At 74.3% G+C, this 15,124-nt stretch carries 15 protein-coding genes; 10 read left to right on the top strand and 5 right to left on the bottom strand.

Features of this window, described 5'->3' with window-relative positions; translation table 11 throughout:
* Positions 1-64: 64 nt before the first annotated feature.
* The 7 genes from ACFYMO_RS11705 to ACFYMO_RS11675 all read left to right on the top strand — a co-directional run bounded on the left by ACFYMO_RS11705 (position 65) and on the right by ACFYMO_RS11675 (position 8,433).
* Entirely contained in the window at positions 65-1,405 is a 1,341-nt protein-coding gene (locus tag ACFYMO_RS11705; RefSeq protein WP_366773038.1) for an NAD(P)/FAD-dependent oxidoreductase, read from the top strand.
* A gap of 134 nt (positions 1,406-1,539) precedes the next feature.
* Positions 1,540-2,529, top strand: a complete 990-nt coding sequence (locus tag ACFYMO_RS11700; RefSeq protein WP_366773056.1) for a zinc-binding dehydrogenase — start codon at positions 1,540-1,542, stop codon at positions 2,527-2,529.
* 187 nt (positions 2,530-2,716) lie between these two features.
* Complete coding sequence (locus tag ACFYMO_RS11695) at positions 2,717-3,892, top strand: magnesium and cobalt transport protein CorA (RefSeq protein ID WP_366773037.1); 1,176 nt, start codon at positions 2,717-2,719, stop codon at positions 3,890-3,892.
* 116 nt (positions 3,893-4,008) lie between these two features.
* Positions 4,009-4,965 carry an ABC transporter ATP-binding protein gene (locus ACFYMO_RS11690; protein ID WP_388545834.1) on the top strand — a complete coding sequence of 319 codons (957 nt, stop codon included), beginning with the start codon at positions 4,009-4,011 and terminating at the stop codon, positions 4,963-4,965.
* On the top strand, positions 4,962-6,293 hold the full coding sequence (locus tag ACFYMO_RS11685) for an FtsX-like permease family protein (RefSeq protein ID WP_388545831.1): 1,332 nt from the start codon (positions 4,962-4,964) through the stop codon (positions 6,291-6,293). Before ACFYMO_RS11690 ends, ACFYMO_RS11685 begins: the two co-directional genes overlap by 4 nt.
* A gap of 140 nt (positions 6,294-6,433) precedes the next feature.
* Positions 6,434-7,759 carry a sensor domain-containing protein gene (locus ACFYMO_RS11680; RefSeq protein WP_366773035.1) on the top strand — a complete coding sequence of 442 codons (1,326 nt, stop codon included), beginning with the start codon at positions 6,434-6,436 and terminating at the stop codon, positions 7,757-7,759.
* Positions 7,756-8,433, top strand: a complete 678-nt coding sequence (locus ACFYMO_RS11675) for a response regulator transcription factor (protein WP_366773034.1) — start codon at positions 7,756-7,758, stop codon at positions 8,431-8,433. Before ACFYMO_RS11680 ends, ACFYMO_RS11675 begins: the two co-directional genes overlap by 4 nt.
* Positions 8,434-8,466: 33 nt before the next feature.
* Here the strand turns inward: ACFYMO_RS11675 and ACFYMO_RS11670 are convergent, their stop codons facing one another.
* Positions 8,467-9,849, bottom strand: a complete 1,383-nt coding sequence (locus tag ACFYMO_RS11670) for a gluconate:H+ symporter (RefSeq protein ID WP_074999272.1) — start codon at positions 9,847-9,849, stop codon at positions 8,467-8,469.
* Between the two features lie 75 nt (positions 9,850-9,924).
* A complete protein-coding gene (locus tag ACFYMO_RS11665; RefSeq protein ID WP_366773054.1) occupies positions 9,925-10,437 on the bottom strand; it encodes a gluconokinase in 513 nt (170 codons plus the stop codon).
* Between the two features lie 486 nt (positions 10,438-10,923).
* Between ACFYMO_RS11665 and ACFYMO_RS11660 the strand changes: the two genes are divergently transcribed.
* The 3 genes from ACFYMO_RS11660 to ACFYMO_RS11650 all read left to right on the top strand — a co-directional run bounded on the left by ACFYMO_RS11660 (position 10,924) and on the right by ACFYMO_RS11650 (position 13,067).
* Positions 10,924-11,592, top strand: coding sequence for an FCD domain-containing protein (locus tag ACFYMO_RS11660; protein WP_360290027.1), 669 nt, complete (start codon positions 10,924-10,926; stop codon positions 11,590-11,592).
* A gap of 274 nt (positions 11,593-11,866) precedes the next feature.
* Positions 11,867-12,370 (top strand): MarR family transcriptional regulator, encoded by a 504-nt coding sequence (locus tag ACFYMO_RS11655; RefSeq protein WP_366773033.1) that lies wholly within the window; start codon positions 11,867-11,869, stop codon positions 12,368-12,370.
* Positions 12,371-12,449: 79 nt separating this feature from the next.
* Positions 12,450-13,067 carry a potassium channel family protein gene (locus ACFYMO_RS11650; protein WP_366773032.1) on the top strand — a complete coding sequence of 206 codons (618 nt, stop codon included), beginning with the start codon at positions 12,450-12,452 and terminating at the stop codon, positions 13,065-13,067.
* Position 13,068: 1 nt separating this feature from the next.
* Here the strand turns inward: ACFYMO_RS11650 and ACFYMO_RS11645 are convergent, their stop codons facing one another.
* From ACFYMO_RS11645 to ACFYMO_RS11635, 3 genes are all read right to left on the bottom strand, one after another.
* Positions 13,069-13,272 carry a hypothetical protein gene (locus tag ACFYMO_RS11645; RefSeq protein ID WP_388545826.1) on the bottom strand — a complete coding sequence of 68 codons (204 nt, stop codon included), beginning with the start codon at positions 13,270-13,272 and terminating at the stop codon, positions 13,069-13,071.
* Positions 13,269-13,667, bottom strand: coding sequence for a hypothetical protein (locus tag ACFYMO_RS11640; RefSeq protein ID WP_027759846.1), 399 nt, complete (start codon positions 13,665-13,667; stop codon positions 13,269-13,271). The genes ACFYMO_RS11645 and ACFYMO_RS11640 overlap by 4 nt, the downstream gene beginning before the upstream one ends.
* 105 nt (positions 13,668-13,772) lie before the next feature.
* Entirely contained in the window at positions 13,773-15,023 is a 1,251-nt protein-coding gene (locus ACFYMO_RS11635) for a helix-turn-helix transcriptional regulator (protein ID WP_366773030.1), read from the bottom strand.
* Between the last annotated feature and the right edge of the window lie 101 nt (positions 15,024-15,124).

Below are 15,124 nucleotides of genomic sequence, written 5' to 3'. Positions count from 1 at the left end.
GAGATGTCGAAATCAGGCGGAACGCCCCGCCCATCACGCCAACCTCGCGGGTGCAGGTGCAGCCATGGAGCGAACCAGGATTCTGATCGTCGGCGGCGGCTTCGCCGGAGTCGAGTGCGCACGCGGACTGGAGCGGGGACTGCGGCCCGAAGAGGCGGAGATCAGCCTGGTCACGCCCGCCAGCTACCAGCTGTACCTCCCGCTGCTCCCGCAGGTCGCCGCCGGGGTGCTCACCCCGCAGTCGGTCGCGCCGCCGCTGCGCAGGCTGGTGCACCGGACCTCCATCGTCCCCGGCATGGTCATCGGGATCGATCCGCACGCCCGGATGTGCGTGGTCCGCCTCATCAGCGGCGAGACCGTCAACCAGCCCTACGACCGGCTGATCCTCACCCCGGGCAGCGTCACCCGCAGCTTCGACATCCCGGGTCTGAACGAGCAGGCGCGCGGGATGAAGACGCTCGCCGAGGCCGCCTATGTGCGTGACCACGTGATCGCCCAGCTCGACCTGGCGGCGGCCAGCACCAACGAGCAGGAGCGGGCCGAGCGGCTGCAGTTCGTGGTGGTCGGCGGCGGCTACGCCGGCACCGAGACCGTCGCCTGCCTGCAACGGCTGACCAACTCCGCCGCCAAGCGCTATCCGCGGCTCGACCCCGACCTGATCAAGTGGCACCTGCTGGACGTCGCCCCCAAGCTGATGCCGGAGCTGGGCGAGAAGCTGGGGCGGCGCGCCCAGCAGATCCTGCGCGAGCGGGGGACGGACGTGTCGCTGGGGGTCTCGGTCGCCAAGGCGAACGAGCGGCGGATCACGCTGACCGACAACCGGGTGCTGCCCTCCCGCACCCTGATCTGGACGGCGGGTGTCGCCGCCAGTCCGCTGATCAGCACCCTGGACGCGGAGACGATCAAGGGGCGGCTCGCGGTCAACGCGGATTTCACGGTGCCCGGCCATCCCGGCGTGTACGCGCTGGGCGACGCGGCGGCGGTGCCGGATCTGACGAAGGTCGGCGGCGCGGTGTGCCCGCCCACCGCGCAGCACGCCGGGCGCCAGGGCAAGCACATGGCCCGCAATCTGATCGCCGCGCTGCGGGGCGAGCCCATGACGCCCTACCGGCACAAGGATCTCGGGCTGGTCGTGGACCTCGGCGGGACCAACGCGGTGGCCCGGCCGCTGGGGTACGAGTTCTCCGGGTTCCCCGCGCAGGTCATCACCCGCGGCTACCACCTGATGGCGCTGCCCACCTTCACGGCGAAGGTCCGCACGGTGGCGAACTGGAACCTCAACGCGCTGATGGGCGACGACTTCCTGCGCACCGGCTTCCTCTCCCGCCGCCCCGCGACCCTCCAGGACATGGAGGCCACGGACGCCTACCTCACCCAGGAGCGGGCGCGCGAGCTGACCCCGTGAGACGGGGCGCTGAGGCGAGGTCGGAGCGGACAGCGCGCACCTCGGCGGGCACGACACTTTGACTTGAAGTGAAGTTCAAGTTGCAGGGTGGAGGTCTCGCAGCCAGCGAGAGTCCCCAGCCGGAAGGCATCGCCATGCACGCCGTCGTCCTGCACTCCTTCGGCCCCGCCGAGAACCTCCGCCACGAGACGCTGCCCGACCCCGAACCCGGACCGGGCCAGGTCCGGATCGCCGTCCGCGCGGCCGGGGTCCACGCCGTCGAGACCGTGATGCGCGCCGGGGTGACCGAGGGCCTCGTACCGCCGCTCCCCGAGCTGCCCGCCGTGTTCGGCGGCGAGGTCTCCGGGCGTGTCGACGCGGTCGGCCCCGGCGTCGGTCCCGAATGGCTGGGCCGCGACGTGGTCACCGCGAAGGGCTCCCCCGGCGGCTACGCGGAGCTCGCCGTCGCGGACCTCGCCGAGGTGCTGGAGCGCCCCGCCGGGCTCGACCACGAGGCCGCGGTCGCCGCGATCGTCACCGGCGGGACGACGGTCGCGGTGCTCGCCCAGGCCGGTCTCGACGAGGGCGACGTGGTGCTGGTCAACTCGGCGGCGGGCGGCATGGGACGGCTGCTGGTCCAGCACGCCCGCACGCTGGGCGCCGTGGTGATCGGCGCCGCCGGGGGCCCGGAGAAGACCGCGGCCGTCCGGGAACTCGGCGCGGACCTCGCCGTCGACTACACCCTTCCCGACTGGCGGGGGACGGTCGCCGACTGGCTCGCCGGTCCGGGCGGCGGCCGGTCCGTCACCGCCGTACTCGACGGAGTCGGCGGCGCGCAGGCCCGCACCGCCTTCGGTCTGCTCGGCACCGGCGGCCGCTTCGTGACCTACGGTGCGATCTCCGGCGCCGAGTTCACCCCGGACCCCGACGAACTGGCGGCCCGCGGCGTCACCCGCATCGACGCCCTGCGGAGCATGCTCGCCCACCCCGAGCGCCTCGCGGACCACCGGGCCGAGGCACTCCGCCGCACCGCCGCGGGCGACTTCACCCACACCACCCACCCGTTCCCGCTCGCCGAGGCCGCCCGCGCCCACAAGGCCCTGGAACAGCGCGAGACCACCGGCAAGGTCGTCCTGATCCCCTGACGATGCCCCGGCCGCGGGGAGGCCGGCACCGCGGCGTCCCCGGGCGGTCGGCGCCGGTTCCGGCCGCAGGCTCCCGCGTGCGGTGCCGGCCGGGTGGGATGCCGACCGCGTGGGGGCACGCATTCGGCGGGGGAATCCGGGCACAGTTGGGGGAGAGCAAGGAACGACGAGCAGTCCGAGGAGCCCCATGCCCACGGTCCCGGTGGTGCGCAGCCTGCGCAGGGTGGTGCGGCCCCGCGTGCCGCGTCCCGTGGTGGACCTCTCCCACCCGGTGCGCTCCCCGCTGGGCACCTCCGTGGTGAGCTGCGTGGCCTACGACCGCGAGGGCACGCGGCTGATGGCGGAGTGCGGCGTCGCGGAGGCGCTGGCCTGCGTCCGCAAGGGCGGCGCCGCGGACGGCAGGGGCGACGGCGACGGTGCCGGCACGGGTGACGGCGGCTTCGTGTGGATCGGGCTGCACGAGCCGGGAGAGGCCGAGTTCGAGGGCATCACCGAGCTGTTCGGGCTGCATCCGCTCGCGGTGGAGAACGCACTCGAACCCCACCAGCGGCCGAAGGCGGAGTGGTACGGCGGCGAGATGATGTTCGCCGTCTTCAAGACGGTCAGCTATGTGGAGCACGAGAAGGTGTCCACCACCAGCGAGGTGGTGGACACCGGCGAGATCGTCGTCTTCACCGGTGCCGACTTCGTGATCACCGTCCGGCACGGTCGGCACGGCTCCCTCGGCCCGCTCCGCGAGGAGTTGGAGTCCGACCCGGAGCGGCTGGCGCAGGGCCCGGCCGCGGTGCTGCACGCGATCGCCGACCGGGTCGTGGACGACTATCTGCTGGTCGCCGACGAGGTGCAGACCGACATCGACGAGCTGGAGAGCCAGGTCTTCGCCTCCGCGGCGCCCTTCGGCGGCAGCGGCAGCGGAGGCGGCTCCGGCACCAGCCGGGTCTACCAGATCAAGCGCGAGCTGCTGGAGCTCAAGCGCGCCACCCTCCCGCTGGCCCGGCCGCTGGAGCTGCTCTCCGACCGCCCCAACCGGCTCATCGACCCCGAGATACGCAAGTACTTCCGGGACGTCGCCGACCACCTCGCGCGGGTCACCGAGCAGATCGCCTCCTTCGACGCGCTGCTCGACTCGATCCTCCAGGCCCATCTGGCGCAGGTCTCCACCGCCCAGAACGAGGGCATGCGCAAGATCAGCGCCTGGGTCGCCATCGTCGCCGTCCCGACGATGGTCTGCGGCGTCTACGGGATGAACTTCGACCGCATGCCCGAGCTGCACTGGCGCCTCGGCTATCCGCTGGTCCTCGCCGTCATCGCCGTGACCTGCGTGGCCATGTACCGGGCGTTCCGCAGGAACGGCTGGCTGTGACCCGGGGGACCCGCGGATGATCCGCGGAGTACCGCCGCCGGTTCGGTGATTCCGAACCCCGGACCGGGGTGCCTGCTCCCTCGTGGGCCGATCCGGGGCTCCGTAGCGTCGCGGCCATGATGAACGTGGACGACGAGACGTACGGGCCCGCAGGCCGCGCAGCCGGGGGCGGTCCGCCCGCCGCCCTCGACATGACCGGTGTGACCCGGCGCTACGGGCGGCGCAGCGCGGCCGTGGACGCGCTGCGCGGTGTCGGGGTGGAGCTGCCGCGGGGAAGCTTCACCGCGGTGATGGGCCCCTCCGGCTCCGGCAAGAGCACCCTGTTGCAGTGCGCCGTCGGCCTGGACCGGCCGACGGGCGGCAGCGTGCGGCTCGGCGGCCAGGAGCTGACCCGGATGGGCAGCCGGGCCCTCACCCGGCTGCGCCGGGAGCGGGTCGGCTTCGTCTTCCAGTCCTTCAACCTGCTCCCGGCGCTGACGGCGGAGCAGAACGTGGGGCTGCCGCTGCGGCTGGCGGGCACCGGCGGCCGCCGGGCCCGCGTGCTGGCCCGGGAGGCGCTGGACCGGGTGGGCCTCGCCGCACGTGCCGGGCGGCGCCCGGCGGAGCTCTCCGGCGGCCAGCAGCAGCGGGTCGCGCTGGCCCGGGCACTGGTGACCGCACCGGAGATCGTGTGCGCCGACGAGCCCACCGGCGCCCTCGACCCCGCGACGGCGGAGGAGATGCTGGGGCTGCTGCGCGGGTCGGTGGACATGCTGGGCGCCACGGTGCTGATGGTCACCCACGACCCCGCGGCGGCCGCGCACGCCGACCGGGTGCTGTTCCTGGCCGACGGGTTGCTGGTGGACACCTACGTGTGCGCGGGCGGCGCGGACGGTGCCGACGGCGCGGGGGACCGCAGCGGGGACGGCGCCCGGACCGGTGCCGCCGCCGCGCACATCGCCCGGCGGATGCGTGCGCTGGCCGGACGACCCCGATCCGGACCCGGTCCGGGCGCGGGGCCGGACCCCGCATCCGCTCCCGGTTCCGCCTCCCCGGCGGACGGCGGCCGTGCCGCGGCGGGCAGGGCCGCATGACCACCGGACTCGCCCGGGCCTCGGTCCGGGCCCGGCCCACCGCCTTCGCCGGGGTCTTCTCGGTGCTGGTCCTCTCCGCGACGGTCGTCACCGCCTCGGTCGCGATGCTGCGGACCGCGGGGCCGCTGCCGGCCGGGCCGCAGCGCGAGGCGGTCACGGCCATGGGAGCCGGCTTCACCGTGGTGACGTGCTACCTCTCCGTCTTCGTCATCGCGCAGGTCATGGCCCTGACCGTGGCCGCGCGGGCGCGGGAGAACGCGGTGCTGCGGGCGGTGGGGGCGCTGCCGTGGCAGATCCGGCGGGCGGTCGCCGTCGAGGCGCTGTGCACCGCGCTGCCCGCCGGGTACGGGCTCGGCTGCGTGCTGGCGTACGGCTGGCGGGACGGGATGGCCGCCCACGGCCTGCTGCCCTCCGGGGTTCCGCTCGCCGTCGGATGGCCGCCCGCCCTGGCGGCGGGGGGCGTGCTGCTCGTCACCTCGCAGCTCGGCGGTCTGCTGGCCGCGCACCGCGCCGCGCGGGCCCGGCCGGCGGATGCGCTCGGCGAGGCGGCGGGCGCCCGCTCCCCCGGGCCGTCCGGACGGCTTCGCGGGCCGACGCTCGCCGGTGCCGTACGGGGGCTCGGTGCGGTACTGGCCGTGTCCGGCGCCGTGACCCTCACCGCCGTCACCGCGGCGGGACCGCGCGAGGAGGTGGGGGAGCATCTGCCGCTGGTGCTGCTGGCCTACCTGGTCGGGGTGGGCTGCGCCGGGCCTGTGATCGGCAGGGCGGTCGCCCTGCTGCTGGCCGTGCCGGTGCGGCTGCTGACCGCGCGCCCCGCGCTGGGTGGCGGCGCCGCGGCGGAACTGGCCTTCGCGCAGGCGCGGGCCGCCGCCCGGCGGCTGTCGGCCGCTGTCACGCCGGTCGCGCTGGTCGTGGCGTTCTCGCTGGTCAAGCTGTCGGCGCTGGCCGCGGTCGCCGAGCCCTCGTGGATCGACCTGTTCGCGACGGCCCTCTACGCCGCGTTCGCCGCCTGCGCCGCCGCCAACACCATGGTGCTGCTCAGCGCCGAACGGCGGCACGAGGTCGCGCTGCTGCGCGCAATCGGCGCCGCCCCCGGCCAGGTGGCGCGGATGCGAGTGGTGGAGGCGCTGACGGTCGCCTGCGCGGGGTTCGGCGCGGGTGCCGCTGTCGCCCTCGCCGTGACCCTCCCGCTGGGTGACGCCGCGGGAGCTTCCCTCTCCGCGTTGCCGCCGATCGGTTGGGCCGCGGCGGCGGGCGGTGTGCTCGTCCTGGCACTCGCCGCGACGCTCGCTCCGCTGCCCGGACAGCTGCGGCGGGCTCCCGGATGAGGCCGCGGCACGAGGGGCGGGTCCGGGCCCGGACGGTGACGGCGGAGGATGAACGCCTGCGCGCACCGCGGCAGCTTCCCGGCGGAGAAGCCGACCCGGCGAAGAACCCAGCCGACAGCCGACGGAGAACCCGAGCGTCCATGCCCCGAGCCCTTGCCCTCGTCGGCCTGCCCGCGACGCGTCCGGCGTGCCGCGCCGCGGTGTACGCGGCTGCCGCCCTCGTCCCCGCGCTGCTGGGTGTGCCGGCCCTGGCGCTGCTCGCCGTCGGCGGCGCGCTGTGCGTGACCCGGATCGGACTGCCCTTCCTCTCCCTCGCCCTGACGGCCGTGCAGCGGCTCGCGGCCGTCCACCGGGGGCTGGTACGCGGACTGCTCGGCCAGCAGGTGCCCGCACCCCCGGCACCCCGTCCGCTGCGTGCCGCCCGCGATGCGGCGGCGTGGCGGTGCGCGGCCTTCGTCGTGCTCGACGCGCCCCTCGGGGTGCTCCTCTTCGCCGTCCAACTGCCCCTGCGGCTGTACGGGCTGGCGCTGCTGTCCTATCCGCTGTGGTTCCGCGCGGTCCGGCAGAACGGGCACACCGGTCTCGAACTCACCGGCACCGTCCCGCTCGACAGTGCGCCCCGGGTGCTGGCCGTGGCCGCCGCGGGGCTGCTGCTGCTCGTGGCGGCCGACTGGGCGGGGCGCAGACTGGCCGCCCTCGTCCGGCTGCTGGCACGCACTCTTCTCGGCCCGCCGTCCGGCGCGCTCGCCGACCGGGTGCACGACCTGGAGGAGACGCGTGCGCTGGCCGTACGGGACTCCGCCGCCACCCTCCGCCGGATCGAACGCGATCTGCACGACGGGGCGCAGGCCCGGCTGATCTCCCTGGCGATGGCGCTCACCCGGGCGGCCGAGGCGCTCCGCGCGTCCGAACCGTCGCCGGCGGACACCGCCAAGGCCCGCGACCTGGTCGAGCAGTCCCTCGACTCGGCCCGCACCGCGCTGGGCGAGCTGCGCGACCTGGTGCGCGGCATCCATCCGCCCGTCCTCGACAACGGCCTCGCGCCCGCTCTCGCCTCGCTCCGCTCGGACGTCGAGTCCCCGGCGCTGCGTGTGGAGTTGCGGGCCGAGCTGTCGAGTGCGCCGCGCCCGCCGGAGGCGGTGGAGACCATCGCCTACTTCTGCGCGGCCGAACTGCTGGCCAACGCGGTCCGGCACGCGGGCGCGCACCGCGTCGGGGTCGCCGTGCGGGTCGAGCGGGCGGCCGGCGGGGGCGGGGACGTCCTGATGCTGGAGGTCGAGGACGACGGCCGGGGCGGGGCGGCGTCGGCCCCGCCCCGGCCGGGTGGTCCGTCGGGGCTGCGGGGGCTGGCCGAGCGGGTACGCACCGTGGACGGCACACTGTCCCTCGACAGCCCGCCCGGCGGCCCGACCAGAGCGCTGGTCCGGCTGCCGTTCGCCGCAGCACAGGGGGAGACGACCAGGTGACGAACCGGACGGGTCCGGTGCTCCGGCTGGTGATCGCGGAGGACGCGGCCCTGGTGCGGGAGGGGTTGGTGGGCCTGCTCACCGACCGGGGGCTGGAGGTCGCCGCCGCGGTGGGCGATCCGGCGGCCCTGCTGTCGGCCGTGGACCGCACCCGCCCGGACGCCGTGGTGGCCGACATCCGGATGCCGCCCACACAGCGCGACGAGGGGCTGCGTGCGGCCGCGGAGCTGCGCCGTCGGCATCCCCGCCTGGGCATCCTGCTGTTCTCGCAGTACATCGAGACCAGCTACGCGCACACACTGCTCGCCGACGGCCCGGCGGGCATCGGGTACCTCCTCAAGGACCGGGTGCTGGACGTCGACGACTTCGTCGAGGCGCTCCACCGGGTGGTCGACGGCGGTACCGCGCTCGACCCGGATGTCGTCTCCCGGCTGCTGGGCGCCCGTCCCGCGCTGGACGCGCTCACCCCGCGCGAGCACGAGACCCTCTCCCACATGGCCGCCGGGCTCACCAACGCGGCCATCGGCGCCCGGATGGGAATCTCGCAGCGGGCCGTCGAGAAGCACTCGGCCACGATCTTCGAGAAGCTGGACATCCCGCGGACGACCGCCGCCCACCGCCGGGTCCGGGCGGTGCTCCGCTATCTGGAAGGCCGGGAGGGCGCCCCGCGCTGAGGGGCGCCCTCCCGGGCGGGTGGGGACGCGGCGTCAGAGCACCAGCGACAGCAGCAGCAACAGCACCAGTCCGACGACGGAGATGATCGTCTCCATCACCGACCAGGACTTCAGGGTCTGCCCGACGTTCATCCCGAAGTACTCCTTGACCAGCCAGAACCCGGCGTCGTTGACGTGGCTGAAGAAGAGCGAGCCGGCGCCTACCGCGAGCACGACCAGTGCGGTCTGGGGCGTGGACATGTCGGCGGTGAGGGGGCCGACGAGCCCGGCCGCCGAGACGGTGGCCACGGTCGCGGAGCCGGTCGCCAGCCGGATGCAGACGGCGATGAGCCAGCCGAGCAGCAGTGCCGGGATCGACCAGTTCTCGGACAGGTCCAGGATCATCTGCCCGATGCCGACGTCCACCAGGGTCTGCTTGAAGCCGCCGCCCGCGCCGACGATCAGCAGGATGCCCGCGATCGGACCGAGCGAGCTCGCCACGGTGGAGGACATCCGGTCCTTGGTGAAGCCCGCGGGGCGTCCCAGGGTGAACATCGCGACCAGTACCGCCACCAGGAGCGCCGTCATCGGGTCGCCGATCACGTCCATGACCCGCTGCACGGTGTCCTCGGGGTCGTCGACGACGATGTCGGCGAGCGCCTTGGCGAGCATCAGCACGACGGGCAGCAGCACCGTGGCCAGCGTGCCGCCGAAGCCGGGCCGCCGGTCCAGCTCGGCGTCGGCCCGCTCGGGCACGACTCCTTCGGGTGGTGTGGTCTCGACCCAGCGTGCGGCCACCTTGCCGAACAGCGGACCGGCCACGATCAGGGTGGGGATGCCGACGACGAGGCCGAGGGCCAGCGTCACGCCCAGGTTGGCGTCCATCGCGTCGATGGCGACGAGCGGGCCGGGGTGCGGGGGCACCAGCCCGTGCATCACCGACAGTCCGGCGAGCGCGGGGATGCCGACGCGCATCACCGAGTAGTTGCCGCGCTTGGCCACCAGCAGCACCACCGGGATCAGCAGTACCAGCCCGACCTCGAAGAACATCGGCAGCCCGACGATGCCCGCGATCAGCGCCATCGCCCACGGGATGCTGCGCCTGCTCGCCCTGGCCAGGATCGTGTCCACGATCTGGTCGGCACCGCCGGAGTCGGCGAGCAGTTTGCCGAGGATGGCGCCCAGCGCGATGAGCACCCCGACGCCGGAGACGGTGTCTCCGAGGCCGGTGCTGAAGCTGGCTATCACCTTGTCGAGCGGCGCGGCGGCCGCGGCGCCCAGCGCGAGGGTGCCGACGGTCAGCGCCAGGAAGGCGTGCAGCTTGAACCGGGTGATGAGGACGACGATGACGGCGATGCCGACGAGGGCGGCGATCCCCAACTGGACGTTGCCGGCGGAGGTGATGGGGTCCGGTTGCTGCGACCCCGCGGCCAGCATCTCGGCATTGAGATGGCGCACGGCTCTACCTTCTTCGTGGGTGGTGATGTGTGACGGGAGCGGATCGGGAACGGGTCAGGGGTTGCTGACCAACTGGTCGGTATGAGCGGGGGAGAGGCGGTCCAGCGCGGCCAGGGCGTGCCGGGTGACCGCGGGGGGTCCCGGCGCGACGTCGACGGCGGCGCCCGGTTCGTCCGGTGCCAGCGGTTCGAGCGTGGCGAACTGCGAGTCCAGGAGTGTGACGGGCATGAAGTGGTCCGACCGCCCGGCCATCCGCTCGGCGATCAGCGCGCGGTCGCCGGTCAGATGCAGGAAGACGACGCCGGGCGCCGCGGCCCGCAGCCGGTCGCGGTAGCCGCGCTTGAGCGCCGAGCAGCTCACGACCCCGCCGCGCGCCTGGTGGCGGTGCGCCCAGGCGCCGATGGCGTCGAGCCAGGGTGCCCGGTCGGCGTCGTCGAGCGGGGTCCCGGCGGACATCTTGGCGACGTTGGCGGGCGGGTGGAAGGCGTCGGCCTCGGCGTAGGGCACGTCGAGAGCTTCGGCGAGCAGGCGTCCCACGGTGGTCTTGCCGGTGCCCGCCACTCCCATGACGACGATCACGGCACCGGCGACGGGGTGCACCGCCGGGTCGGCCGTCGGGCCGGCCGGCCCCTCGACCGACTCCACCGCCGGTCCGGATGCCGCGTCGGCCACCGGGTCGAGCCCCGTGTCCTGCTCGGGCTTTGTGCTGCGCACCGCTCTCACCGTCCTTGTCGACCTCGCTCGGCGCGCAGGACACTCAACCCCATAGGTCACATGTATTCAATAGCTGGAAGCGATGTAGTCATACTTATTCGCCGTGACGAGAAGCACGTAGGCTGAGCGTCCCGGGCGCTCGCCGAGTGCGCGGGGAGGGGTGGAGAACAAGTCGGGAGAGGCATGACCAGCCAGGACGACGGCGCCGACCGGGGGTACGGCCCGGTGGGCCCGCACCGCGGGGACGGCGGGGACGCTGCGGACGGCCCGGACCCCGTGGACTCGGACGGTGCGAAGCGCGGTCGGGGGGTGCGTCGCGAGCGCGGGCTGCACGCGCGGATGCTCGCCTCGCTCGGCCCGGCGATCACGGCCGGTGAGTACCCGCCCGGCACGGTGCTGCTCACCGAGGAGCTGGCCGCCCGCTACGAGGTCTCCCGCACGGTGGCGCGGGAGGCGGTGCGGGTGCTGGAGTCCATGCACCTGGTCGAGTCACGCCGCAGAGTCGGGGTCACCGTGCTGCCGACCGAGCAGTGGAACGTCTACGACCCGCAGGTGATCACCTGGCGGCTGGCCGGTGCCGACCAGGGGCGCCAGTTGCGCTCCCTCACGGTGCTGCGGTCCGCCGTCGAGCCGGTCGCGGCCCGCCTCGCCGCCGAGCAGGCCACTCCGGAGGAGTGCGCCGCGCTGACCGAGCACGCGCTGGGCATGGTCGCCACTTCGCGCGGGCGGCAGCTGGACAACTACCTGGTGCACGACATCGCCTTCCACCGCGCCGTGCTGCGGGCCTCCCGCAACGAGATGTTCGCGCGGCTCGGCGACGTCGTCGCGGCCGTCCTCACCGGCCGGACCCGGCACGAGGTGATGTTCAGCGACCCCCGCCAGGAGGCCGTCACCCTGCACGTCCAGGTCGCGGAGGCCGTCCGGGAGCGCGACGGCGCCCGCGCGGAGCGCGTGATGCGCACCATCACCGAGGACGCGATGGCCGAGCTGGACGTGCTGGCGCCCTGACCGCCCGCTCGCCGGGGCCCGTCCCCGGTGCCGGTCCTGGTCCCGGCCCCTGTCCCCCGCCGCCGGTCCGGGCCCGGCCGTCCCGCCGGACCGCGGGATGCGGGCATCCTGTCGCCTCCGGGCATCGTCGGGCGTGTGTGCGGCGTCCGTCTCGGTGACGGCGGTCGGCGCGTTCCCCGGGGTGGTCCGGCCGCCGCCCACTGGTTAAGCTCACACAGAAGTTCTCTTGCGGATATCTTCATAGAAGCAGAGAAAACGGGAGGGGTTGGCTGCGATGGCCGACGACGACGCGTCCACCGACGCACACCTGGTCTTCCGCCAGTACCTGGACGCGGTCGGGCTGCACGGCATGGCGGGTGCCGAAGCGGTGGGACTGCAGGCCACCGAGTGGTACGCGCTGAGCGTGATCTCCGTGGAGGGCCCGCTCACGCCCGGCGAACTGGCCGTCCGCACCGGGCTGACCACGGGTGCCACCACCCGGCTGATCGACCGCCTGGAAGGCGCCGGATACGTCCGCCGCGCCGCGGACCCGGCCGACCGGCGCCGGCTGCGCGTCGAGCCCGCGGCCGACTCCTTCCCCGCGCTGGAGGAGACCGCCGCGCCCGCCCACCGCCGCATCTCCGAGCTGCTGGAGGGCTACACACCCGAGCAGCGGGCCCTCCTCTTCGACTACTTCAGCCGTGCGGCGCCCGCCTACCGTGCCGCGGCCGAGGAGGTCCGCGCCGCCGCCACCCCGCCGCATCGCCGCCCCGGCCGCAAGCCGTCCTCGGCGCGCTGACCCGCCACCCGGGACACCCGCCCCTCCGACCGGCCCCCTCCACAGCGCGCCCGGCGGGGCCGGAGCCGACGATGGCCCCATGGCCCAGCCCTCCGACGAGCCGCCCGACGAGCCGCCCGACCCGGCGACCGGCGAGCGGTCCGGCTCCCCGTCCGGCGACGGCTCCGGCCGCCGGCCGCTGTGGTCCGGCCACGGGTGGCCGCTGCTGGGCCCGGTGACCGCGGCCCTGTTCCTGGCCTACTTCCTGGTGCCCGAGCACACCCTGGGCCCGGAGCGGCCGGTACTGAGCTGGACCGTGTTCGGCATCGGGCTGACAGCCATCGCCGTCCTGCTGGTCAAACACATGCGCGACGCCCTCTTCGACCGGCCCGGCACGGTCGTCGCGCTGGTCTCGCTGATGTGCCTGTCCGTGCTGCTGTTCTCCTCCGCGTACTTCGTGATGTCCCATCACCCCGGCGAGTTCACCGGTCTGCGCACCCGGCTGGACGCCCTGTACTTCGCGCTGCTGACGCTCGCCACCCTCAGCTACGGCGACATCACCCCGCACGGCCAGTCCGTGCGGCTCGTCATCCTGCTCCAGATCGTCTACACGCTGGTCTTCCTCACCGCCGCCGCGACCTCGCTGACCGGAAAGCTGCGCCGCAACGCCGCGAGCCGGCCGCCCCGCGGCCGGGACCGGAAGCGGGACCCGGACTGAGTCAGCCGCCCGCGTCCAGCACTGCGAGATCGTCCCGCAGCCACTGCGGGGCCTGGGGAGCCGCCGCGTACTCCCGCGCGTGCGGCAGACACGCCTCGACGGCCCCGCCCGGCCCCGAGTTCGCGTGCACGAGCGCCACCACCACGGTCTCCGCGCGCCGCTCCCCGCACGGCAGGCAGTACCCGGCACCGACCACGCCGCTCACCGGGCGGCCTCCCCGTCCGCGAGGGCCGCCCGCAGCCGCAGCGGATCCGTCAGCCCGCGCCCGTCCGCGCCGCCGTAGGGCACGGCCCAGTACGGACCGGGCGGCTCCGTCCGCGTCCGCGCCGGAACGGGCAGCCAGCAGGCGACCGACAGCCGCACCACCTCGCCCTCCCGGGCCGGGAGGCCGCCGCCCCCGGGCGGGACCAGCCAGTACAGCCACGACCGGTGCGGGTCCCCGATCACGGCCCCGCACGCCTCCCCCAGCGTGCGGACGACGCCCCACCCCCGCGCGTACGGAACCCGCACGGCGTCCCACCACACCCCCACGGGCAGCAGCGCGAACGGCGCGTGGACCGGCGGGGACCAGTCGGGATTCGCTGCGGACGTAGCGTGCATGCATCGGCTCCTTCCAGTGAGGCCAGGAGCCGTTCACGCTAAGGCGGCCGAAGCGGAAGCAGAGGGACGGCCCGTCCCCCTGACCCGCGATGTCCCCCTGCCCGTTCAGGCGACCGCGACGCCGAGGGACGCGGCCAGTTCACCCGCCTCGGCACGCAGGGCACGGGGCGCGCGGCGCCACAACTCGGCTGTGGCCTTCCGTGCCGACGGTGTGTACCTGACGGTCTCCACGCCGACCGTCCGTGCCCGCTGCATGACGTGCAGCGCGGCGGTCGCGTCCCCACGCTGGAGGTGGCCGCGCGCGACCTCGACCCAGAGCCGTGCCCGGCGCTCCCTGGACGGCATCGCGTCGGGGTCGATGTCGTCGGCGAGAGACAGTGCCCGGCCCGAGGTCCGCAGGTCCGTAGCCACCGACACGGCGTGGAAGTCCACGTTGGCGCGGCTGAAGACGGTGGAGGGGTGCGTGTATCCGGTGGGCAGCGACCGCGCGATCTGGTCACCGGCGTCCCAGTGGCGCCAGGCGTCGCCCTCTCGCCCTTCGCGGGCGCAGGTGACAGCTGCGTGCAGTTGGAGCGCGCCGTACAGCCCGCGCCGCCGTTCGTTCGCTCCGCTGTCGTCCAAGGAGGGCCGCAGCAGCTCGGCGGCTTCGGAGACTGTTCGCAGCGCCTCCTCGGGGTAGGAGGTCTCGCGCAGAATGTTGCCCATGTTCCATGCCGCAGCCGCTATGGCGAGAGGGTCGTCCGCCTGCTGTGCCGCAGTCAGCGCACGGTCGGCCACCACCCAGGCCAGCTCGGCGGGTGCCACATAGGCCGTCGCCTGGCCGGTCAGCCGGTAAGTGTCGGACAGCGCGACCAACGCGGCCCGGCGCTCCGCCCCCTCCAGGCTTCCGGCCGCGTCCTCGGCTTCACGGATCAGTGCGGGCAGCAGCGCGCCGACCTCTGTCCGGTTGCTTCGCGATGTGTGCCAGAGACGCCACGTCTGGTCCACACGTCCCTGCAGTACGCCGACATCGGCGCCATCCCGCGTGGTGGAGGAACCGAGGCCCCGCATCATCACGGCCGCCCAGATCTCCGGCATCGCGGGATGGTTGAGGCGTCCCAGCGGGACCGGCTGGGACAGTTCCTCCTCGCCGGTGAGTGCCGACAGGTCGGAGAGCTGGAGAGCGGCGGCGAGGCGGAGCAGCAGTGAGTAGGAGTCCAGCTCCCGCTCTCCGGACTCGATCTTCTTCAGCCAGTCGGGCCCTCGCCCGCACAGCCCGGCGAGCACCGCCCGCGTCATCCCCCGGGATGTGCGAAGCGCTCGCACCCGCTCGCCTACGTTGAGGCTCCCTGCGAACTCGGGCTGATGGGACGGCATATGGCCTCCATTCACTCGATACCGGCACGGTACGCCTCCCGATCCGTCCTGGCTGCCCCCATGGTGCGGTACGGCCCGCTTCCCGCCGGGGTGTCGGTCCC

The sequence above is a fragment of the Streptomyces sp. NPDC007025 genome (assembly GCF_042869455.1).
Classification (GTDB): Bacteria; Actinomycetota; Actinomycetes; order Streptomycetales; family Streptomycetaceae; genus Streptomyces.
The sequence above is the reverse complement of the archived record's forward strand: the minus strand, read 5'-3'. Positions and strand labels throughout refer to the sequence as shown.